Origin of the sequence: Mesorhizobium sp. M0659 (assembly GCF_040320605.1) — a bacterium.
Lineage (GTDB): Bacteria > Pseudomonadota > Alphaproteobacteria > Rhizobiales > Rhizobiaceae > Mesorhizobium.
In genome coordinates this window covers 1-21,045 of sequence record NZ_JAMYPY010000043.1, presented here as the reverse complement: position 1 = coordinate 21,045, position 21,045 = coordinate 1, and the positions used below count along the sequence as shown (strand labels likewise).

Genomic DNA, 21,045 nt, shown 5'->3' with positions numbered 1-21,045 from the left:
GCTTACGGTGTCGATCTCATCACGGCGCACATCAAACTTGCGATCGGCCACGAATGCGATTTGCGTAGAAGGCATTCTTACATTGCAGGCGCGCGATTCCTCGTTGCTGATCGCGATGGCACCCTCGATCGGATCAGCGGGGACAGTCGGGCGGCTGATATACCAGGTGTCGCCGAGGCCAAATTCTATATTGCACTCAAGACGCCGATCGTCAGGAAGGGTGACTGGCGAGACTGCATCGGACATGTCGTCGCGGCTTCCCCCAGCGTTGCTCAGACCGATGCGATACTTCAACGTGCCGTCGACTCGATCGATTGGTCGATCACACCATTTCCAACCCTTGGCCAATAGGAACCATGAGCAGCCTGAGGATGAGGCGCAGATTATGCGCGGCAGCCACGAGAATGGTATTGTCAGCATCGCCAGTATGCCTGAGGAGGAAGTTGCGGTCCAGCCTACCATCGGTCTTCATATGACCGATGGTAGCCTCAAAGCGCAACCAAACAAGACCGATAGCAATGATGCGTACCACCGCGCAGATGATATGGGGGTAATCTGTATCGCCCGATGTTTCATCAACCGCTACCGAGCGAATGCCGACCAATTTGGGTCTAATACCACGAGATTGGCGCAGGATGAAGGCGGTCAGCGCGCCCGAATGCCTCGACTTGCTGGCGCTTGGCATAGTGTTCTGCATGAAGCGCGGCTTGGATATTCTGTCCGACCATTGTCATCGAGTGTTAACCAGCCTGTAATGAACAAACGTGTCAAGCCCTCTGCGCCCACCCTCATACCCGTAGCCGCTTTCTTTCACGCCGCAAAACGGTGTGAATTCGGTCACCGTTGCGGTAGTGTTGACGAAGACGCCACCCGCTTCCAAAATCTCAGTCAGGCGTTCGATGCGCTGAGGTGATTGCGTATAGACGTAAGCGGCCAGTCCATAAGGCAGGGCATTCGCCATGCTCACCGCTTGCATCTCATTGTTGAACCCGTTGATCGGCGCGAGCGGCGCGAAATATTCGTTGCGCATGATAAGGCTGTCAGGGGTCGCTTCGCACAGTACTGTAGGTTCAAAGAAATAACCCGGCCCCTTGACCCTATTGCCACCGGTGATGATCTGAGCTCCACCAGCTATTGCGTCCTCGACCACCCCGACTGTGGCATCAATTCTACGCGAATGCGTGAGTGGACCGACATCTGTGTCGGGATCCAGCCCATTTCCGATCCTTAAGCTCTTAACTTTTGACAAGAAGGCGTCTACGAACCTGTTATAAGCTCGCATTTCGATGAAAAGTCGACTGGGAGCGGTGCAGACTTGGCCGGCGTTCGCAAATTTAGCTGCGGCAAGTTCACTTGCTGCTGCATCTATATCGGCATCTGCGAAGACAAGTGCGGCTGAGTGCCCGCCCAATTCCATGCTTGCGGATTTCATTCCCTCCGCCGCCAGTCGCGCAAGAGATTTACCAACAGGGATCGAACCAGTGAGCGAGATTTTTCGAACCACCGGCGATGCGATCAATAGTCTTGAAATCTCAGCGGGATTGCCAAAGACCAGATTCAGATATCCCTCTGGCAAGCCGGCTTCCTGAAGGGCCCGTACGAGCTCAATTGCTGCCGCAGGTGTTTCCTCCGCCGCCTTCAAGATAACGGGACAGCCAGCAGCTATTGCCATCGCCAGCTTACGCCCCGGCAGCACCAGAGGAAAATTCCAGGCGGTAAAGGCTGCAACGACACCGATTGGCACGGGTTTCGACGAACGCTTGATTGCTTGTCGGTTATCCCCAAGATCGGCATCGCACAATTCCAGCGCCAGCTGGGCATAATATCGAAACAGCTCGACGACCCGGCCGACCTCGGCCCGGGCCTGGCCCAGCGGCTTGCCCTGTTCCAGAACTATACGCAATGAAATCGAGGCTTCCCTTTCCGCAAGAATATCGGCCGCTCGTTCCAATACTTCCTTCCGGTTCTCAGGCAAGAATCGGCGCGAGGACCGAAATGCGCGCTCAGCCGAACGCAGCGCCCTTTCCAGCAATTGGGGAGTGGCCGAAGGCAGAAGACCTAGCACTGTCTCGTCAGCTGGGTTTATCACTTCCAAGGGCGCAGCCAAGCTGGACTCGATAAATTCACCATCGATGAACATCCCGAGCGTCGGATAGCCCGAATTCGCTCCGGCAATCGTCGAGTTGTGCTGGCCTGTAACGATGGTGCTAGGCATTGGCTTGTACCATTTCCCAAGTTTCGACTAGGGCAACTTCAAACCGTCGGAACATCTCGTCTATTTCGGGTTCTGTGATGATCAGCGGAGGGCAAAAAGCGATGATGTCCCCGATATTCCTGATGATCAGTCCATGACTTTGGCACTGCTGGTTACAGTACGGACCTACTTTCCGTGACTTATCGAACTGCGCCTTAGTGGCTGGGTCAGACGAAAATTCAATCCCGCCAAGCAGACCGACCCGTCGAACATCCCCAACCAGGGGATGGCTGGCGAAGGAATCAATGCGCTGCGCAAAATGTTTTGCGACAGACTGGACGTGCTGGAAAATCGAGCGCTCTTCATAAATTTCAAGGGTCCGGAGCGCGACCGCAGCGGCCACCGGATGACCCGAATAGGTAAAGCCGTGTGCGAATGCGCCATACTTCTCGCTGCCGCTTATGAGCAGTTCCCAGATAGTCGGCGCCACAATTGCGGCCGAGATCGGCAGATAGGCGGAGGAAAGGGCCTTGGCAACTGTGATAACATCTGGCTGCAGCTGGTAGGTATCGGAGGCAAATGCGCGCCCGGTGCGTCCGAAGCCGCAGATAACCTCGTCCGCCACGAATAGGATCTGATTTTCCTTCAGGATTTTCTGAACTCTATCGAAGTAGCCGGCTGGCGGCGGCACCACGCCGCCTCCAGCTATTACCGGATCGGCGTAGAATGCGGCGATTGTGCCCGCGCCCTCGCGATCGATCAACTTTCTAAGATCGTCCGCGCAGCGCTCGGAAAACTGCTCTTCGCTTTCACCCGGCAGGCCCCCGCGATAGTAATCTGGGCACATGCATTTTAGAAACCGATCGAGCGGCAGGTCGAAACCATTGTGACACGGTTCCAACCCGGTCATGGAAGCTGTCGCAAGCGTGACGCCGTGATAGCTGCGCAGACGCGTAATGATCTTCTTCTTCTCGGGACGGCCCAGAATATTGTTGGTGTACCAGATCAGCTTGATGACCGTGTCGTTGATTTCGGACCCAGAATTGGCAAAAAAAACACGCCCGTCAGATATGGGAACCATATCCTTTAGACGATCGGCGAGTTCGATCATTGGCCGATTCGCCATGCCGTTGAAGCTATGATAGGTCGGCAATCTATCGAACTGCTTGGCAGCCGCAGCCGCAAGTTCGGGTTCGCTGAAGCCAAGCGAAGTGCTCCATAGCCCAGCCAGCCCTTCAATATAGCTCTTGCCATTCTCGTCGATGACATGGATGCCGTCACCACGCTCAATTACCAACGGTCCAGTGCGCTGATGGTTGACAAGATTTGTGTATGGATGGATCAGGGCATGCTTATCCAGATCCATAAGCGACCTGTTCTTGTCGTGCATTTTTCCTCCACAATTCCCGGCCGAGCGCGCATAACCAACTGCGAACAGGAACGAACTCTTCGGTCACAGTTTCGGTTCGTAGCCGTAATCTTGAATTGCGCCTCCACGGGTAATAAAACCGTCCGCGATATCGTCTTCGACTGCGTTTCTATCGCGTTGCGAAGCGTCACCGTACCCGCCGCCCCCGCCGGATCGGCAAATAATCAAATCGCCGGACTTCAGCTTGATGCCATTGGCTTTCAGGCGGCTGATTTCTCTTCCTTCGGAGGATTTCACGATTACCGATGGCGGACGTCCATGCATGCCGCCGAGGAGGCCCCAAGCAGGGGTAATAGACCTTTCCCACCAGAAGCCGGCAGAGCAATTGTCGGACAGCATCTCGTAAGTTTTGTTTATGCCGCAGCCGCCACGCCATTGTCCGGCTCCGCCGGAATCTGGGCGGAGGCAATACTCCCTTATCCTGAGCGGATAGCGCGTCTCACAAACCTCGATGGGAATATCCCTCAGGCCGCCATTCACTTTATTGATCAGTCCGGAGACCCCATCATGGCCACGGAACGCCCCCCAGCCTCCGACATGGCACTCGAAATCGATAAAAATTCCTCCACTACGGGGATCCGTGCCCGACATGATCACGGGATTTGAATCGCCGTAATCAGCAGCGGTAACTTTGTCTGGCATCGCATTGGCCAGTGCCTTGGCGAGGAGGTCGATTTGCAATCCCAGGGAACTAAAGTACCAGTTTGCGGGTGCGGGACTGGTACAGGCGAGAAACGATCCCTCGCGTAGTTTTACTGACAGCGACCGAAACGAGCCACCGTTAACCGGTTTGTCCGATGCGAACAGATATTTGAATCCGACTCGACATGCTGAGATTGTCTGAGAAGCCCCGCTGTTGATCGGGCCAGGCGCCTGATCACTGGCCTCGGTTACATCGATTTCGATATCGCCACCCTTTACAGTAACTCGCATTTTCACATGGAGCGGGCTGTTCCCCAATCCGTCATCGTCGACATAGCCTTCCGCCGAGTATTCTCCATCCGCGATCGCTTCGATGGCTGCCCGCTCAAAGCTTTCGGCCTGATTGAAGATCATCTCCTTGGCGTCGTTGACAACTTCAACTCCATATTTGTGGAGGAGTTCGACAACGCGGCGAGACCCCACGTTCGCAGCCGCGATCTGCGCCTTGAGATCGCCGATTACTCCCTTGGGTAATCGGGTGTTTGCCTCGATCACGTCAACCACGTCGTGATTGATTTCACCCCCTATTGCCACTCGGGTGGGCGGAAGGCGTAGGCCCTCCTGGAATATCTCCGTTGAATCGAACGACTGTCCCGGATCCTTGCCGCCAATGTCCAGCCAATGGGCTCGGGATACGGCGAAACCAAAGAGCTCGCCCCTGAAAAAAATCGGTGCATATACAGAGACGTCATTGAGATGGGTGCCAACCACGTAAGTATCGTTCAGTGCCCAGATGTCGCCTTCGCGCCAAATGTGCCTGCCGAACTTGCGCTCCGTATATTCCGAACAGATTTCCAGATTGCCGAGAAATATCGGCAGGCCCGACGATTGGCCGAGAACCTTGTGGTCGCGGTCCAGGATCGCAACAGCGCAATCCTTCATCTCATAGATGATCGGCGTGAACGCGGAGCGTATCAGCATCGCGTTCATTTCTTCCGCGGCGGATATCAATCCATTCCTGACGATCTCAACAGTGATGGGGTTCAACATTTTCGTTCCCATCGGCCAACTCTGACGCTCATGTCCACCACCCTTCAACTTCCAAAAATCCGGCTTCTCCGCCGCGCGAACGCTCAAGCATCGTCGATGCCGACCTAGCGTCGGAAGCGACCGCCGAGCGCAGCACTATAGATCGGCAGCATATTCAAGTCTGGCGCAGCATACGGTCGCCTGCATCGAGACTACTAACTTATGGCCCAAATCCGACCATCTCTCTAGCTTTCAAAGGCACGCTAACGATAGCCGTGACCCCACGGTTCGCTAATATCAAAGTTTCGGAAGCCACAGTGAAATTGATATGAGGCATGAGCACTTCTCATTGTCTAACGTTGAACTTACTCCGCGTCATACTTGGGGCCCTTAATCGCGGCGTACTCTTCAAAATCTCGATGGGTCCAGGACTCAGGTCAGGTGATCGCATCTTGCGGTGTCTGGCGTTCGGATTTGGTGGATTGCCGCTTCTCGCCAGCGGGATGCTGTGGCTCATGCATGCCTTTTGCAACGAGCGCTCGCAACGAGCAAAATGTAGAAACTTGTCAACATAGGACGGTCAAAAATGAACCTAGTTAAAACCTCTCTTACCGAAGCTGACGTGGTGCGCGATATCGGCTACGTACCTATGAAGGACGGAACACGTATCGCTTACATTTCATATCGCTTGAAATCTGGCAGCTATCCAAGCGTGTTTTGGTATTCTCATTATAAAGCAAGTGCCGCCCCTTTCGAAATGGCAAAGCAATTTCTTGAAGCCGGCTACGCTTTCGTTGGTGCCAACTTTCCCGCGACGGGTTGCTCGGAAGGTATCATCGAATATTGGGGCGACCGCAAGGAGGGAATTTACGGTGCCGAAGTGGTCGAATGGATTGCCCGACAGTCCTGGAGCGACGGCAATGTCGGAATGATCGGTAATTCAACTCCCGGCAATGCTCAATTCTGGGTGGCAGCAGAGCGACCTCCTCATTTAAGAGCCATCGTGGCGAGCGGGATAGGGGATGGCTACGGCGACGGCACCTACGCCGGCGGAATGTTCCAACTGGGTACCGTGGCATGGGAACTTACGACCAAGTCCACTCAGGCAGCCGGTGCAGAATGGCGGATAAGCGAGGGTGACAACCAGTGCGTCGCAATTCGCAAAGATAGGCAAGTCGTCAAACGGGCATTTCTCGACGAGCTGAGAAGCCGTCCGCTTAAAGATGATTGGTGGGACTCTGTCTCTTTTTGCTGCGAGGATGTTGCCGGCCAGATTAATGTGCCTACTATGATTGTTGCGGCATGGCAGGATGAGTTTGGCAGCGTCGCTAAGTATAGCACACGGCTATTTACGCACTTCCTCAAAAATGTAAATCACAAGAAACTTCTGCTCATGAACGGAGATCACAATATCTCCGGTCCTCACCCGACTATCGGGGTTCGAAGCTATGGCTTTGTAGATACGGAACAGATGAAATTCATGGACCGTTGGGTGAAGGGCATTGAAAACGGCGTAGAAAATGAAGCTCCGGTCGCCGTGTTTTGGGATGTCCGAGAGATTGATGGAAACGCTAAGCAGGCGGTTGCCGGTTGGACCACGATGCATGAGACTTGGCCAGAACCGACAGTTGAGCGCCGTCCCTTCTATCTCACGGCTGACGCCGCGCTGTCCCCTAACGAGCCGATTGGCAGCCCAGCCGATGGCGTTCGCGCCTACCTCTACCCGACGGCAGCAGAGCTCGTTGGCAGCAGCCAGCAGTTTGCGCTCCAGCCATATTCCCCAGGCGTATTGAATTACCGAACGGCCCCGGCCGTTTCAGACATGGCGGTGCTTGGGAATCCGGAGGTCACGCTATACCTCAGTATTGACTATGGAGATGAAGCAGACCTCGGGTTAACGCTGAAAGACGTCGATGCCGAAGGCAATGTACTCTTTCTGCAGGGAGGCTTGCTGCGGGCTTCGCTGCGAGCGGTCGATGAAGCGCGGACATATGCTGACGAGGTGGTTCATTCTTTTCGCAAAAGTGAAAAGCTCATACCGGGTGAAATCTACGAGATAAGGATGTCGTTGCTGAACCCGATTGCACATGTTGTCCGGCAAGGGCACCGCCTCGAACTGACCATCGGCGCTCCTAATTCAATTCTGGACCAGACATCGGCTCCCAATCGATATCCGCACAATTTTTACAGCAGCATCCCTGTCGGCGGCCCCTCCGTCAACAGAGTCTATCACTCGAAGAAGTACCCTTCGAAAATCCTGCTTCCCATCATACCAGGGGCAGTAGCCCAAGCGTCCGCGCCTCACCCCCTCGCGTTGCGAGGCCAGCCTTCTCGACAGCAAACTGAGTTTGTGCCCGGAGGGTTGCCGATTCTGTAGCTTCAGCTCATACCGACCAGGGTCGGTGGCTGAGTTGCATGGAATAATAGTGTATTCTCGCGATCGGCCGGGCTTCTCGCGCGATCACGGCTTGAGCTCGAACTCGGTAACTCGGTGACGACGGGCCTAGAGCGTTTCGCATTTAGGTTGACTTATAGCCTGCGCTTTCGATGTAGTTGTTGCATTCGTTTGGGGTGACGTCGTCAAGGGTTGTTGCGATGGCGTTGTGGACGGCCTCGATGCTTCGTTTGGCGGCACGTCGCATGCAATGCTTGAGCTTGGCGAACAGCTTCTCGATTGGATTGAGGTCTGGGCTGTAGGGCGGCAGGAAGAAGAGCCTTGCGCCGGCGGCCCTGACGATATCGCGGACGACTTGGCCCTTATGAGAACCGAGATTGTCGAGAATGACGATGTCACCCGGCTTCAGTGTTTTGATGAGTTCGGTTTCGACATAGACGCGAAAGGCCTGCGCATTGATGGGACCGTCAATGACCCAAGGCGCCTCCACCCGATCATGCCGCAGCGCGGCGATGAAGGTCATCGTCTTCCAATGGCCATATGGCGCGTGGGCCATCAGCCGCTTGCCGCGGTCGCCCCAGCCGCGCAACGGCGCCATGTTGGTCTTGACCCATGTTTCATCCAAGAAGACCAGGCGGGTGGGGTCAATGCGGGTCTGGTAGCGCATCCACTGCGCACGCCGGCGCATCAGCTTTGGCTTGAGCTGCTCGGCCGGCAGAATGGTTTTTTTTGAAGCTCTTGCCCTCGCGATGGAGGAAGCGACTGACGCTCGCTGGGTGGATGATGAGACCGCGCTCAGCCAGGGCCGCCGTCAATTGATGAAGCGTCACGTTGGCATCTCGCTCGACCTCACCCAGCACGAAAGCACGGTGCTCTCCGTCGATCAGATAGGGCCGATGACCGCCCATCTTGCCGGGAGCCGCACTGCCAAGGCGACGCTTGCGTGCCGCCCATTTGATTACGCTCGACACCGCTACCTTCAGTGCCGCAGCCACCTCGTAGCTCGTCTCGCCCTCTTCAAGTCGGGCCATCGCCCGCTCCCACAGATCCATCGAATAAGGCTTAGCCATTGACCTTGCCCCTCTGATCTAATCCGGTTTGAAGTTCGTTCTGGCCCATCGAGAGGACCAGCACATGAAACGTAGCCGCTTCTCTGAAGAGCAGATCATCGGAATTTTGAAGGAACACGAGGCCGGGGTATCGGTTGCCGATCTGTGCCGCAAGCACGGGGTCAGCGACGCCTCGATCTACAACTGGAAGGCCCGCTTCGGCGGGATGGATATCTCCGAGGCTCGGCGACTGAAGGCGCTGGAGGACGAGAACACGCGGCTAAAGCGGGCTTTTGGCCGACGCCATGCTCGACAATGCCGCGTTGAAGGATCTTGTGGGAAAGAAATGGTGACGCCCGCGGCCAAGCGGAAAGCTGTCGCTCGCCTGAAGGAAGGCTGGGGGATGAGCGAACGGCGGGCGTGTAAAGCCATCGGCTGTTGCCGCATGACGGTTCGCTACGAGACCAGCAGGCCGGACGACCGCGAGGTTCGCGAGCGGATGAAGGCGATCGCGCAGGAACGTCGTCGGTTCGGCTACCGGCGTCTTCTCGTGATGCTGAGGCGGGAGGGCCTGGTCGTGAACCACAAGAAGCTGTTCCGGCTCTATCGGGAGGAGAAGCTCGCCGTTCGCCGCCGTGGCGGCCGCAAACGGGCGATCGGGACCAGGGCGCCGATGGTGGTGCCGCTGAGGCCCGACGAGCGCTGGTCGCTCGACTTCGTATCGGACCAGCTCACCGACGGGCGCCGCTTCCGCATCATGGCCGTCGTCGACGACTGCACGAGAGAGTGCCTGGCACTCATCGTTGATACGTCTCTTTCGGGCATGCGGGTTGCCCGCGAATTGGACCGGCTCATTACCGAGCGCGGCCGGCCGAGGATGATCGTCAGCGACAATGGCAGCGAGTTCACCTCGAACGCCATCCTTTCCTGGGCGGATCAGAGCCGCGTCGAATGGCATTACATTGCGCCCGGCAAGCCGATGCAGAATGGCTTCATCGAGAGCTTCAACGGCCGACTGCGCGATGAACTGCTCAACGAGACGCTGTTTACCTCGCTGGCTCAGGCGCGCGTCGCCATCGCCCTGTGGCGCGCCGATTACAACACCGCCCGGCCGCACTCCCAAATCGCCTGGCAGACACCGGCCGAGTTCGCCGGCACCTTCAATCCGCGACGGTCGCTCGCGCTGCGCTATGCCAAAGGCTCCGCGCCAGCGCCCGTCCCTTCACCCGCCCAGCAGGGCACAACCCAGGCCGGAAACGAACTCAAAACTGGATAGAAACTGGGGGCAAGGTCACCATCAGTCCCGACCTCCAACGGGTCAGAACATCGAATCTGATTTGCTCAATCTTGGGAATCCCGATTCCGCCAAAACCGCTCTAGGTCTTATGGCGCAGGGCGCGGCGCGCCCCCCTAATTGGCCGCAGGACCTCGTTCTCAGTTTGCGCGGGGCTGGCTGCGGCCAAATCGTAGAAGCTCCAGCGGCCATGATAGCATGGACGCACCCTTCCGGGGATGCTTGCCCGGGAACGAATTTCTGGGGTCGGCCGCTACGGAGCGTGGGGCACGACATCCGCTTGGTCCGGGCAATACGTGCGGCTTTCTTACCTCAAGAACAACAAGCGTGATGCCGCCGTGAGGGGCACGCCGACTATGCGCTTCGTTCCCATCAATGAAGAGAGTCACCCCGTCGAAAGATGCTCATCCCGCATCTAATCAATGCAATTCGCCGTCACCAGGCGGAGTTCGAAGTGATCGGACCGAACCGGCTGATGACAGCCGGGTGCAGAACATTAGCCTGCTAACTGCGTGATCGAGATAAGACGTTGGTGCGTAGTCCGTACGTTGCAACGACTTGGGCTGCGCTGTTATTAGGCGCCACTTGTTGCGAGGTCTCGTCGCTGGGACGAGGGCTTGCAGGTGGTCGCAGTAGTGCTGTGAAACCCTCGGCAAAAAAGCGTGAAATTACGCGTGTCGTCTGGGCCAGTTATAATCAGCAGGCGTTGGCTCTACTCCGCGGGCATCGGGCAGTGCCATGAGGCGACGGTCTTCGTCGTCGTCCTGCCAGCACCCGGCGATCTCCTGGCAGGTCGCGAACCAAACGCCCTCATGTGTCTTGAAGTATTCGATGAGACGCTCCAGCATGATCATGTGATGTGGCTGGCCGATGATCTGCGGGTGGAGTGCCATTACATAGATGCCGTTGGGCTGGTTATAATAGCAGTAACCGAATATGTCCTTCCACCGGCGGAGAACGGTTTCTGTATCGCCCATAGCTTCGTTAGCGCCAGTGTAAGCCAATGGGGGGAAATCGTCCAAATACCAGCTTACGGGAATCTCTAGTACCTTGCTGGCTGCACCGGCAACGTTGCCCTTTTCCCAACGTACCTGCCAGCGCTGCGGATGGTAAGGAACGAGATCCCGCGCCATCAAGCTGCTGTCGTACTTGAAACCCGCTTCCTCGATCAGATCGAGCGTGCTGTCACTATAGTCCCAATATGGAGAACGATAGCCGACCGGCCGAAGGCTAAGCACGCTTTTGTAAGTCTTGAATGCAAGATCCATTAAGCGCTTCTCCGTCTCTCGGGAAATCAAGGTCGGATTTTCATGATAGTAGCCATGGTGTCCGATCTCATGGCCTTCGTCGCAGATCCGCCTGCTGACTTCGGGGAAAGTGTCAATGGTATGGGCGGGGGTGAAAAACGTGGATTTGATGCCTGCCCGCTTGAAAAGTTCAAGAATTCGCGGCACGCCGACGGCGGCGCAAAATTCACCGCGGGACATGGAGGACGGGGTCGGGCGGTTGAAGCCGCCCAGCCACAGTGCCTGAGCATCGAAATCGACACCTAAATTTACGGCAATCTTTTTGCCGTGCGGCAGGTTAAGTTTACCCATTGGTTTGTCCTTTTCGGGCTGTGGACTGTTCGCGATATCCATCGAGCGCGACGCCTGGATGATAGAAACGGCACGCCGCAGGCGGATTGTTGCCCAGGTCCAAGAGATGATAGTTCGGCCATTACCCGCTCAAACTTCCGCAGCGAGCTCGGCCATCATCTTCACCAGAGGACCTTGAAAGTTGGGATCGGGGTCGGGGTCGCCCGTGTTCTCGAGCACGCTGAAGTAGATAACGACGATGCCGGTGTCAGGAGTTGCGAGCATGTACTGGCCACCGTAGCCGCCATGGCGGAGCCAGGTGCCGTCGGTCGCCATTTGATTGCTGTACCGGAACCAGTCACGTGGTTTCGGCATGGGCGGGCCGGGATTCCCATGTGTTTCTTCAATAAAAGCGGCATCGCCGACGCGACGGCCGTCGATACCTTCCCCCTTGTGCGCAAAGAGCAGTCCGTAGCGCGCGAGATCTCGAGCTGAGAGGCAGGCGCCGAACACCGGCACGCCCTCGCAGTCGCAGGCCGTGTGATAGCAGCCTTCGATACCGGCCGCCTCGACGATCTCGATCAGCCAGTCGCGCAACGCCCGGCCGCTGGCGCGCTCGATAATCCAGCCGAGCACTTCAGTGTTGCTCGACTTGTAAAGCGCGTACCCGGTGCGATTTGCCAGGTCGCCGCCCGTGACGCCGCAGAGGTAGGAGCGGATCGTTTCCTCCTTCTGGCCTTCCGGCGGCAGGCGCGAGCCGCTGGCGGCCTCCATGTTGTAGACTGTCGCTTGGGCGTCGCTGTAGTCCTCTGAGAAGTCGTTGGCGACGTTCATGTCGGCGACCGCCTTGACGGTCGCCTCGGCGTAGCCCGTACCGATCTCCGGCAGATAAGTGCTTACTCGCTCGTCAAGATTGACGAGGCCGTCGGCCACCGCGCGGCCGAGCATCAAGTTGAGCGTCGTCTTCGTGATAGACATGATGGGATGCGGCCTGTCGGGCCCAAAGTCCGGCGCATAGCGCTCGTAGAGGATGCGCTCGCCGCGTACCACGATGAAGGCCGAGAAATGCGGCATGGCAAGGAAGCGTGCGACGTCGGGCCGGTCGCCGATGGCCCAGTCGATCTGCTTCCTGAGCGGCAGGACGCGGGGGGCGCGCAGCGACATGCCGTAGCGGATCGTGGTGTGGAGGTTATGGAAGCCGCGGCGGCGGTAGTCGGGCAGGTTCCAGCGCGGTTGGTTGTCGAACAAGGGAACGAGGTCGGGATTGGCGATTGAGGGGAGCTTCATGCGGCGCGGGCCTTTCAAATTGGGATTCTTATAACTCAGGAAACAGAGCGTCGGCTTTCCACCGTCAGCCACTCACAACGCAGTCGTCGATGCTGTTAGCCCTGCCCTACATCCAGTCGAGAACAGAACTCTTCGCGGTTTGATCGACGCACGCGCGGACCTCCAGTACGACCTGGCTTCTCCTTATCTGGACGTCGTTTGGGGCGCTAATGGACGGAAACATGCGTAAACCCGCCGTCCTGGCTCTTCTTCGCAAAGCGCAGGCTCCGATGAGCGACACTCGTCCGCCGCCCAACGGCAACGTGGTGCGAAGGCGCAGCCGGGAAGGCGGTTGAGAGGGCTTGGGACCTCGCCGTCGAGCGGTGGGGACTGGCGCCGTCGCCGAGGATCGATGACCGGCACAGCGTCGAGCAATGCCCGCGTGTAAGGGTGGCGCGGATTGGCGAAGACCTCATCAACGGACCCGCTCTCGACGATCCGGCCAAGATACATGACGGCGACGCGGTGGGCGATGTAGTCGACGACGCCAAGATCGTGCGTGATGAACAGGTAGCTGACGTTTGTTTTTGCCTGGAGAGCCTTAAGAAGCTTCAAAATCTGGGCTTGCACGGAGACATCGAGCGCGGCGGTAGGCTCATCGAGGACAAGCAGCCGTGGTTCAAGCGCCAACGCACGTGCGATGGCAACGCGCTGCATCTGCCCACCCGAGAGCTGATGGGGATAACGGTTGAGGTAGTCCGCGCCGAGTCCAACTTGGCTCAGCAATTCGCTGGCGCGCCGGGTGACGGCTTCGCCGCGCATGCCTAGAATACCGCTCAGCGGTTCGCCGACGATCGAGCGCACCTTCATCCTCGGATCGAGCGAGGAATGCGGGTTCTGAAACACCACGCCGATGTCGCGGCGTGGGGGCATTGTGGTCCCGCGCACGCGGGCGGTGACTACATTGCCGCCGATCTCGATTGTGCCAAAATCGAATTTCACAAGCCCCAGCAGTGCGGATGCGAGCGTGCTCTTGCCGCAGCCCGACTCGCCGACGAGTGCCAGTGTCTCGCCCCGCGCGATCTGAAAGCTTATGTCGTCCAAGGCCTTTATGGCGCCGTGGCGCGTGGGATACACTTTGCACAGGCCCTCCACGGAGACCAGGCGAACGGGCGGTGCGGCGTTCATGGTGCCTCCGTGACCTGCTGATGGCGAACGGCATGATGGCATAGCGCCCAGTGGTCCTCGCCAAAGGTCCGTGCCGGCGGATCCGCCTCTGCGCAGATGCCAGTCGCCCGGTCGCACCGGTCGTGAAACGCGCAGCCCGTCGGTATCACGCCAGGATCGGGCACATGGCCGGGAATTGAGACGAGATCGCGGGTACCGCGGCCAACTACTGGAACCGTACCCAGCAGCTTTGCCGTATAGGGATGGCGAGGCTGGTCGATCACCGCCTCAACGCTGCCCATCTCGACGATCCGGCCCGCATACATGACGGCCACGCGATCGCAAAGTTGCGAAACGATGCCGAGATCGTGTGTGATGAACACGACGGCAAGGCCTTTCTCATCGGCCAGGCGCCGCAGTAGCCAGACGATTTGTGCCTGAATGGTCACGTCGAGCGCCGTCGTCGGCTCATCGGCTATTAAAAGGCGCGGCTGGCAGGCGAGCGCGAGCGCAATCAGGGCGCGCTGGATCTGTCCGCCCGAAAGCTGGTGCGGGTACTTCTCAAGTGCAAGCTCCGGGTCAGGGATGCGCACGGCCTTGAGCTCGCTCAAGGCCACGGAACGCGCTTCTGCCCGACCGACCGGTCGGTGGCAACAGATGACATCGATCATCTGCCGCCCAAGCGTGAAGAACGGGTTCATGGAACGCATCGGATTTTGGAAGATCATCGCAACGCGGCTGCCGCGCATGGCACGCAGTTCGGACTCCGGCCGCTCAATGACCTCCTGCCCGTCGATGCTGATGCTGCCGGTGACGCAGCCCGGTGGCGGCACCATCCCAAGACAGGCGCTCGCGGTCATGGACTTCCCGCAGCCCGACTCGCCCACCAAACCGAGTACTTCGCCTGCGGCAACTTCGAAATCAACGCCGCGCAGGATCGAAGTCGATCGGAAAAGGCCGGGAAAAATCACTCCGAGGCCGCTAACCTGAAGAACCGGATCGCTCATTCCCGTCGGCCCTGCTTTGGGTCAAGAATATCGCGGAGACCGTCCCCAACGAGATTGAGTGCAAGCACTGTTACGAAGATCGCCAGACCCGGAAACAGCGCTGTCCACCAGTGATCGAGGAAGTCGACCCGGGAATCCGCCGCCATCAGCCCCCACTCGACCGCCGGAGCCCTTGCGCCCAAGCCGATAAAGCTCAGCGATGCCCCGGCCAGGATCGCGTAGCCAAAATCCGCCGAGGCCGCAACGATGACCGGAGTCAGCGAGTTTGGCAGGACGTGGCGAACCAGAATGCTCAGATGCCCCAAACCGATCGTTCGCGCGGCGCCGATATAAAGTTCCTCGCGCACGCGCAGAACCGCACCGCGCATAATGCGCGCCGTTCCTGGGAACCATGAGACACCGAGCGCGATCACAGCACTCCAAATGCCAGGACCAAGTGCAGCAATGATGGCGATCGGCAGAAGCAGCGGCGGAAAAGCCAAGAAGACATCTGCTACACGCATCAAAAGAAGGTCGGTTCTGCCACCGAAATACCCTGCCACAAGTCCGATGGGAACGCCGATGACTAAGGATAGAAGGACAACACATAGGCCTACGAGCAGCGATATGCTTCCTCCATGGAGCACCCTGGCGAAGATGTCCCTGCCGAAGCGATCCGTGCCCATCAGATGCTCGGCGCCGGGTGATGAAAGCCGCTCCGACATCATGATTTTGGTCGGCTCATAGGGCGCAATCCAGCTGGCGAGCACGGCACCTGAAACCACCACCAGGAGAATGGCCGCGCCAAAAACGAATAGCCGATGCTGTCTGAAGAAGGCTCTTGCACGGATCAACCGGCCAGGCCACTCGATGACATCGGTTTGCATCATCATCTCCATTACGCTGTTCTGAGTCGGGGATCGACGACCGCATACAAAAGGTCGACGATCAGATTGACCAGAAGGTATGTACCGGCAAGAAAGAGTGTGGCGCCGAGGGAAGCCGGGTAATCATTCTGCGCGATCGACGAGACCACAAAGGAACCTAGCCCCGGCCAGTCGAAGACAGACTCGACCACAACGGCTCCGCCCAGAAGGTAGCCATAGGTCAATCCAATGACCGTCAGAATTGGTATGAGGGTGGCCTTCAACGCATACCGATAATAGATCACGGACTTCGGCAGCCCATAGGCAAACGCAGTCCGAATATATTCCTCCTTCAGAACCTCAATCATCATGTTGCGCGTGATGCGTGTCACGGTAGCAAGCAGCAGGATGGTCAAGGTGAGGAGTGGTAGCGCTATGTGTGCAAGAGCGCTCGTAAAACCCTCCCAATTGCCGGTAAGAGGGGCATCTATAAGGAACAGACCGGTGATCGGCCTGATAGGGTTACCCAAAAGGATCGAAGTATCCACGCGACCGTGGAGCGGTAGCCATCCGAGCTCGCCGTAAAAGAGGAGCTGCAGTGACATCGCCAGGATGAAAGACGGGATCGCGACGCCGGCAACCGAGGCCGTCCGGACGACATTGTCGATGACCGAGTTCTGCCCTACTGCGGAAAGGATTCCGATCGGAATGCCAATAAGCAGAACGAGCACCATCGCCAAGGTAGTGAGTTCGAACGTTGCGCCTAATCGCTCGCGTACCTCCAACAGCACGGGCCGTCCGGTCAGCAGGCTATTGCCCAATTCTCCACGCAGCACATTGCCGATGAAACCCAGATATTGAACCGCGAGCGGTCTATTGAGTCCGAGTTCGTCGTTCATCTTGGCGATCATCTCAGAGGAAGGCCTCTGCCCCAGCATTAACTCCGCTGGCGAGGGGGCAAGCACTCGGCTCAGGACGAACATTATAGTGACGACGCCAAGTACGACGCCAACGATCATCAACAGTCGATGAACCAAGTGCACTGCCATAGCCGTGATATCCTCCCGCTACTTTCCGCCTAGCAAGAGCCTATCTGCTCAGGCTGTAGAGGGAGATCCATTCGTAGGCGGGATTGTTGGCTTGTTCCATTCCTTTGATATCGGAGGAATAGGCTACGACCCGGTCAACATCGGCATAGAAGATGGCGACGGCGTTCCGCATAAGTCTGTCCTGGGCGGCAATATACGTCTTAGCCGCAATGTCTTTGTCGACACCTTCCAATTTGAAGCCTTCGCCTACCAGCCGGTCGTACTCTTCATCGTGGTAATAGGAGAAGTTCCAGACGGGCTTCTCTTCGCTCTTAAAGGCGCCTAAAAAGTCCTGTGGAGACGGATAACCTGGCCAACTTACCATCGCGTTCAGGTGACCGGTGGTTTCAGGAGATCGCGCCTTTTTGTTGTAGCTGGTGGCAACCGCCTCAAGCTCAAGCTCGACATCAAGTCCGACAGCCTCGGCGTTGGCCCGGAACAGCTCTATTGCATCAATCTGCTCTTGATTACCCGCGTAGTACAGCGCCTTTATCTTCCAATCCTCCTTAGGGACGCCCGATTCTTCAAGGAGTGACAGCGCCTTTTGTGGATCATATGTGCCCACGTCGTATGTTCCGTGACCCCACAAGGTCGATACGACGGGACCCACCGGCTTTTTGGCAATGCCATGAAAGATGTCCTTCAATACCGACTCGTGATCCCAAAGAGATAACAGAGCTTGGCGGAATTTCAGATTGTCTGTTGGATATTTTTGCGTGTTAATCATATAGAATTGCGTGCGCCAGCTCGGAATATCTGCGACGGAAACATTTGGCAAAGCCTTGAGGCTCTCGATCTGCGTAGCGGGAATACGGGGGCAAATGTTTGCTTCGCCGGAGCGGATCATCTGAATGCGCGTCGACATTTCGGCCACATAGGGGTGAAGGACACGGTCGATCTGGCCGCTTTTCCATCCGCCCCAGTAATCTTCGAATTTGTCGAGGACGATCAGCTTTCCCTGCTGAAACTCTGTCAACTTGTAGGGGCCGGTGCCGATCGCATTGCCCTGGTTCAGCCATTCGTCGCCCTTGTCAATGGCTGCCGGGCCGATCACGAAACCACTTCCACCCGCCACGAGATCGAAGGCGATGACATCTTTGAAACGGAAGAGGACGGTATGCTCGTCCGGCGTGTCCACATGCTCCAGACTAGCAATTAGGTAACTATTGCCCTTCCCAAGATCACGCGTATATTCGAACGACTTCTTGACCGCCGCCGAATTCAGCGGCGAGCCGTCGTGAAACTTTACCCCTTCGCGCAATTTGACGGTCCAGGTCTTGCCACCCTCCGTGCCCTCCCAAGCGATCGCCAGTTTCGGCAGGACCTTGCCGTCCTTGTAGGCAAAGAGAGTCTCGTAAACGTTGCCTAGCACATAGGCTTCGGCCGCATTGGCAATGGCCGGGTTCATGTTTTGGTACGCTACGTCCCAAATCCAGGTCAGCGTGTTCTGAGATGCCTGCTGTGCGACTGCCTGCAGGCTGGACCAGCTCAGTCCAGCGATGGCAATGGACGAACCTAGGGCACCCTTGAGAATTTCACGTCGATCTATAGTCATTGCAGTTCCCCTTTTCTTGGTTATTCGATTCATAGTAAATTCAGAAGCGCGCCTACAACCAGCCCCCTCATTCCGCAGAGAGTTTGGCCATCATCTTCACCAGAGGGCCCTGGAAGTTGGGGTCGGGGTCGGGATTGCCCGTGTTCTCGAGGACGCTGAAGTAAACGACCACGATGCAGGTGTCAGGGTTTGCTAGCATGTATTGGCCTGCGTAGCTGCTGACCTCCGACTTGCGCCTGATGGTTGGCGTCGGCACAGCCAACGCATCCTTATAGATGCAGCATTCCGCGACCACGCCGTTTGTACCTTGCAGATATTGGTCTCAATCACGTAACACGTAACTACGTCGTGATTGATTTTGCCCCCTGCTTTAGATCCCCTTAGGCCCATTTTTTCCTAGCTTAGCGATGGTTCCGAAACCGGCTAATATCAAATCTTCGGCGGCCACCTCCAAACTGATATGGGGAACTGCCTGCATTCCACCGAACACGCCGACTTACATATGGACGTTTAGGGCAAATCCTGCGCGCATAATCAGAGCCGTGCTTTCGGCACGAGCAGCGATGGCATCGTAGGAAACGACGATCGCGCGGTTCACATTGAAGGGAAGCAGAGACCAGATAGCACGGGCCACGAATTCGATCGGATAGCGATGGTTCTTTTGGTCCAGTGCACTCACGGTCATGTGGCGCGCTGCTACCTTAACTTCCTTACCGGTCAATCAATGTATTGAGCCTATGATTTGCCTTTTCTTCGCCCCACAATAAGGCGCGTAACCTTTTGCGCTTCGACGACAAGGCGCGATCCGGGAGGAACGACAGTCGTGGAAAGACCTGCGTCGACAATGAGCGGGCCATCCAGTTCGTCCCCTTGGTACAGGTCTTCGCTGTTGAAGATCCGCGTTTTCAGCCATTGGCCGCCGAACATCACATCGCGTTGGGTGAATTTCAGTTCTGTCGTTCGCGTGCTGGATGTGTCCGGGGCAACGCCATTTCCCATGGGAGCGGTCGCTACCAAGCGCAATGCGACGATCTCTATCGACGCATCAGGATGGGAATGACCGTAACGCTGGTTATAGGCTTGATGGAAAATCTCGGAAATTTGGTGAACGGACGTCCCACTTTGCGTGAGTTCCACCGTGACAGTATATTCCTGCCCGTCATATCGCAGATCGAGAAGGTACTGGTAGCGTATCTGGGCCTTACCGCCTGTTTCCGCGTCCAAATGAGCTTTTGCCAACTCTGACTGTTTCTCAAATCTACGAGAAATCTCGCATTCCTCGACATCCTTTATGAATTTGTTGAATGGAACCGCGATATCGTGGCGCATGGGCGAATGCAGCATCCCCCATGCGGAGAATACGCCCGCGTGCGGCGGCACTACGACGTCAGTGATTTCCAAGGCTTCTGCGAGAAAGGCGGCGTGCATAGCGCCGGCGCCACCAAACGCGACGATAGAGAAATCCCGCGGTTCGATGCCCTGTTCGACGGTAATCCTGCGGATAGCATCGGCCATTTTGGCATTCGTGATGTCCAGTATGCCTTCTGCAAGCGTTTCCGCATCCATTCCAAGCGACTTTGCTACCCTCGTTAGCGCGGCCTCCGCCTTTGCACGGTCGATCCGAACTGTTCCGCCCAGCTCCGCACGTGGCAAGAAGCGATTTAAGAACACTTGTGCGTCGGTGACCGTGGGCGCTGTGCCGCCCTTCCCGTAACAGGCCGGCCCCGGTTCGGCTCCTGCGCTTTCAGGGCCTACGCGGAGGCCGCCCGCTTCGATATAAGCAATAGAACCGGCGCCAGCACCAATGGACTCAATTTCAACAACGGGCATGATAATGTCCATGCCAGAGAGCGTCGTCTGATTGACAACCCGCGGCTTGCCGTCAACGACGAGACTGACGTCGAAGCTGGTCCCTCCGACATCCGCGCATATGACATTATCCGTGCGGAAAAGTTTTGTCATTTCCGCCGCTCCTATGATGCCTCCTACCGGGCCAGAAAAGAGGGTTTGAATAGGCTGTTTACTCGCCTGTTTGACAGACATTAGGCCGCCGCTGGACCGCGTTACATAAAGCGGTACTGTAAGTCCTCCTTCTTTCAGGCGCGATTCTACGACTCCAAGGTATTGCCGAACCAGAGGACTGATATAGGCATCCGCCACGGTCGACGCCGTACGCTCCGCCTCGCGCCACTCACGTGCGACTTCGTGCGAAAGTGACACCGAAATTCCTGGGACGTTCCGCTCCAGAAATTCGCGAGCGGCAATCTCGTGGTCGGGATTTTTGTAACTGAACAGGAAGCAGACCGCCACCGATTGGATCCCGTTCAACCTGGCGTGTTCGGCCGCAGCTTGCAGGTCGTCCAGATTTGTTTCCGCTATTTCGTTGCCTTCGTAGTCAAGGCGACCCCCTATCTCCAATGTATCCCGCCGCCGCACAAACTGTTCGGGACGCTGGAACTTGTTGTTGTACATTTCCCTTCGCGGTCGCGATCCCCGCATTATGAAGAA

General features: G+C 57.2%; 15 protein-coding genes and 2 pseudogenes. 3 read left to right on the top strand and 14 right to left on the bottom strand.

Annotated features, from left to right (window positions below; genetic code table 11):
- A pseudogene (locus tag NKI31_RS31140) lies at positions 1–351 on the top strand (ATP-grasp domain-containing protein); the annotation flags it as partial.
- A 7-nt stretch (positions 352–358) separates the two neighbouring features.
- Here the strand turns inward: NKI31_RS31140 and NKI31_RS31135 are convergent.
- The 4 genes and pseudogenes from NKI31_RS31135 to NKI31_RS31120 all read right to left on the bottom strand — a co-directional run.
- Positions 359–490: pseudogene (locus tag NKI31_RS31135) on the bottom strand (IS5/IS1182 family transposase); the annotation flags it as partial.
- A gap of 240 nt (positions 491–730) precedes the next feature.
- The gene (locus NKI31_RS31130) at positions 731–2,215 is read right to left on the bottom strand and encodes an aldehyde dehydrogenase family protein (RefSeq protein ID WP_352653389.1); all 1,485 of its coding nucleotides are present in this window, start codon (positions 2,213–2,215) and stop codon (positions 731–733) included.
- Positions 2,208–3,584 carry an aminotransferase gene (locus NKI31_RS31125; RefSeq protein ID WP_352653388.1) on the bottom strand — a complete coding sequence of 459 codons (1,377 nt, stop codon included), beginning with the start codon at positions 3,582–3,584 and terminating at the stop codon, positions 2,208–2,210. Before NKI31_RS31125 ends, NKI31_RS31130 begins: the two co-directional genes overlap by 8 nt.
- A gap of 63 nt (positions 3,585–3,647) precedes the next feature.
- Positions 3,648–5,402 (bottom strand): hydantoinase B/oxoprolinase family protein, encoded by a 1,755-nt coding sequence (locus NKI31_RS31120; protein WP_352653387.1) that lies wholly within the window; start codon positions 5,400–5,402, stop codon positions 3,648–3,650.
- A 478-nt stretch (positions 5,403–5,880) separates the two neighbouring features.
- Here NKI31_RS31120 and NKI31_RS31115 point away from each other — a divergent pair, with 478 nt between their 5' ends.
- Entirely contained in the window at positions 5,881–7,671 is a 1,791-nt protein-coding gene (locus tag NKI31_RS31115) for a CocE/NonD family hydrolase (protein ID WP_352653386.1), read from the top strand.
- 142 nt (positions 7,672–7,813) lie between these two features.
- Here NKI31_RS31115 and NKI31_RS31110 read toward each other — a convergent pair.
- A protein-coding gene (locus NKI31_RS31110; protein ID WP_352653385.1) for an IS630 family transposase occupies positions 7,814–8,759 on the bottom strand; the annotation gives its coding sequence in 2 pieces (ribosomal slippage) (positions 7,814–8,419 and positions 8,421–8,759; 945 coding nt in all).
- Positions 8,760–8,823: 64 nt separating this feature from the next.
- Here NKI31_RS31110 and NKI31_RS31105 point away from each other — a divergent pair.
- The gene (locus NKI31_RS31105; protein ID WP_352653384.1) at positions 8,824–10,014 is read left to right on the top strand and encodes an IS3 family transposase; all 1,191 of its coding nucleotides are present in this window, start codon (positions 8,824–8,826) and stop codon (positions 10,012–10,014) included.
- Positions 10,015–10,700: 686 nt separating this feature from the next.
- Here the strand turns inward: NKI31_RS31105 and NKI31_RS31100 are convergent.
- The 9 genes from NKI31_RS31100 to NKI31_RS31060 form a co-directional block, all read right to left on the bottom strand.
- Positions 10,701–11,672 (bottom strand): polysaccharide deacetylase family protein, encoded by a 972-nt coding sequence (locus NKI31_RS31100; RefSeq protein ID WP_352653383.1) that lies wholly within the window; start codon positions 11,670–11,672, stop codon positions 10,701–10,703.
- Positions 11,673–11,759: 87 nt separating this feature from the next.
- The gene (locus NKI31_RS31095) at positions 11,760–12,896 is read right to left on the bottom strand and encodes a serine hydrolase domain-containing protein (protein ID WP_352653382.1); all 1,137 of its coding nucleotides are present in this window, start codon (positions 12,894–12,896) and stop codon (positions 11,760–11,762) included.
- Positions 12,897–13,079: 183 nt separating this feature from the next.
- Positions 13,080–14,063, bottom strand: a complete 984-nt coding sequence (locus NKI31_RS31090; RefSeq protein WP_352653381.1) for an ABC transporter ATP-binding protein — start codon at positions 14,061–14,063, stop codon at positions 13,080–13,082.
- Positions 14,060–15,049 (bottom strand): ABC transporter ATP-binding protein, encoded by a 990-nt coding sequence (locus NKI31_RS31085; RefSeq protein WP_352653380.1) that lies wholly within the window; start codon positions 15,047–15,049, stop codon positions 14,060–14,062. The genes NKI31_RS31090 and NKI31_RS31085 overlap by 4 nt, the downstream gene beginning before the upstream one ends.
- Positions 15,046–15,915 (bottom strand): ABC transporter permease, encoded by an 870-nt coding sequence (locus tag NKI31_RS31080; RefSeq protein ID WP_352653379.1) that lies wholly within the window; start codon positions 15,913–15,915, stop codon positions 15,046–15,048. Before NKI31_RS31080 ends, NKI31_RS31085 begins: the two co-directional genes overlap by 4 nt.
- Before the next feature lie 11 nt (positions 15,916–15,926).
- Positions 15,927–16,943: an ABC transporter permease gene (locus tag NKI31_RS31075; RefSeq protein WP_352653378.1), complete on the bottom strand. Its 1,017-nt coding sequence runs from the start codon at positions 16,941–16,943 to the stop codon at positions 15,927–15,929.
- Between the two features lie 40 nt (positions 16,944–16,983).
- Positions 16,984–18,537, bottom strand: a complete 1,554-nt coding sequence (locus tag NKI31_RS31070; protein ID WP_352653377.1) for an ABC transporter substrate-binding protein — start codon at positions 18,535–18,537, stop codon at positions 16,984–16,986.
- Between the two features lie 496 nt (positions 18,538–19,033).
- Positions 19,034–19,222 (bottom strand): hypothetical protein, encoded by a 189-nt coding sequence (locus tag NKI31_RS31065; protein WP_352653376.1) that lies wholly within the window; start codon positions 19,220–19,222, stop codon positions 19,034–19,036.
- A 50-nt stretch (positions 19,223–19,272) separates the two neighbouring features.
- On the bottom strand, positions 19,273–21,045 hold a 1,773-nt coding region (locus NKI31_RS31060), incomplete at its 5' end, for a hydantoinase/oxoprolinase family protein (RefSeq protein WP_352653375.1).

Excerpts from the sequence above, each read along its gene's own strand:
- NKI31_RS31130 (WP_352653389.1), bottom strand. The coding sequence starts at position 2,215 with ATGCCTAGCACCATCGTTACAGGCCAGCACAACTCGACGATTGCCGGA.
- NKI31_RS31125 (WP_352653388.1), bottom strand. The coding sequence starts at position 3,584 with ATGCACGACAAGAACAGGTCGCTTATGGATCTGGATAAGCATGCCCTG.
- NKI31_RS31115 (WP_352653386.1), top strand. The coding sequence starts at position 5,881 with ATGAACCTAGTTAAAACCTCTCTTACCGAAGCTGACGTGGTGCGCGAT.
- NKI31_RS31105 (WP_352653384.1), top strand. The coding sequence starts at position 8,824 with ATGAAACGTAGCCGCTTCTCTGAAGAGCAGATCATCGGAATTTTGAAG.
- NKI31_RS31100 (WP_352653383.1), bottom strand. The coding sequence starts at position 11,672 with ATGGATATCGCGAACAGTCCACAGCCCGAAAAGGACAAACCAATGGGT.
- NKI31_RS31095 (WP_352653382.1), bottom strand. The coding sequence starts at position 12,896 with ATGAAGCTCCCCTCAATCGCCAATCCCGACCTCGTTCCCTTGTTCGAC.
- NKI31_RS31090 (WP_352653381.1), bottom strand. The coding sequence starts at position 14,063 with ATGAACGCCGCACCGCCCGTTCGCCTGGTCTCCGTGGAGGGCCTGTGC.
- NKI31_RS31085 (WP_352653380.1), bottom strand. The coding sequence starts at position 15,049 with ATGAGCGATCCGGTTCTTCAGGTTAGCGGCCTCGGAGTGATTTTTCCC.
- NKI31_RS31080 (WP_352653379.1), bottom strand. The coding sequence starts at position 15,915 with ATGCAAACCGATGTCATCGAGTGGCCTGGCCGGTTGATCCGTGCAAGA.
- NKI31_RS31075 (WP_352653378.1), bottom strand. The coding sequence starts at position 16,943 with ATGGCAGTGCACTTGGTTCATCGACTGTTGATGATCGTTGGCGTCGTA.
- NKI31_RS31070 (WP_352653377.1), bottom strand. The coding sequence starts at position 18,537 with ATGACTATAGATCGACGTGAAATTCTCAAGGGTGCCCTAGGTTCGTCC.
- NKI31_RS31065 (WP_352653376.1), bottom strand. The coding sequence starts at position 19,222 with ATGACCGTGAGTGCACTGGACCAAAAGAACCATCGCTATCCGATCGAA.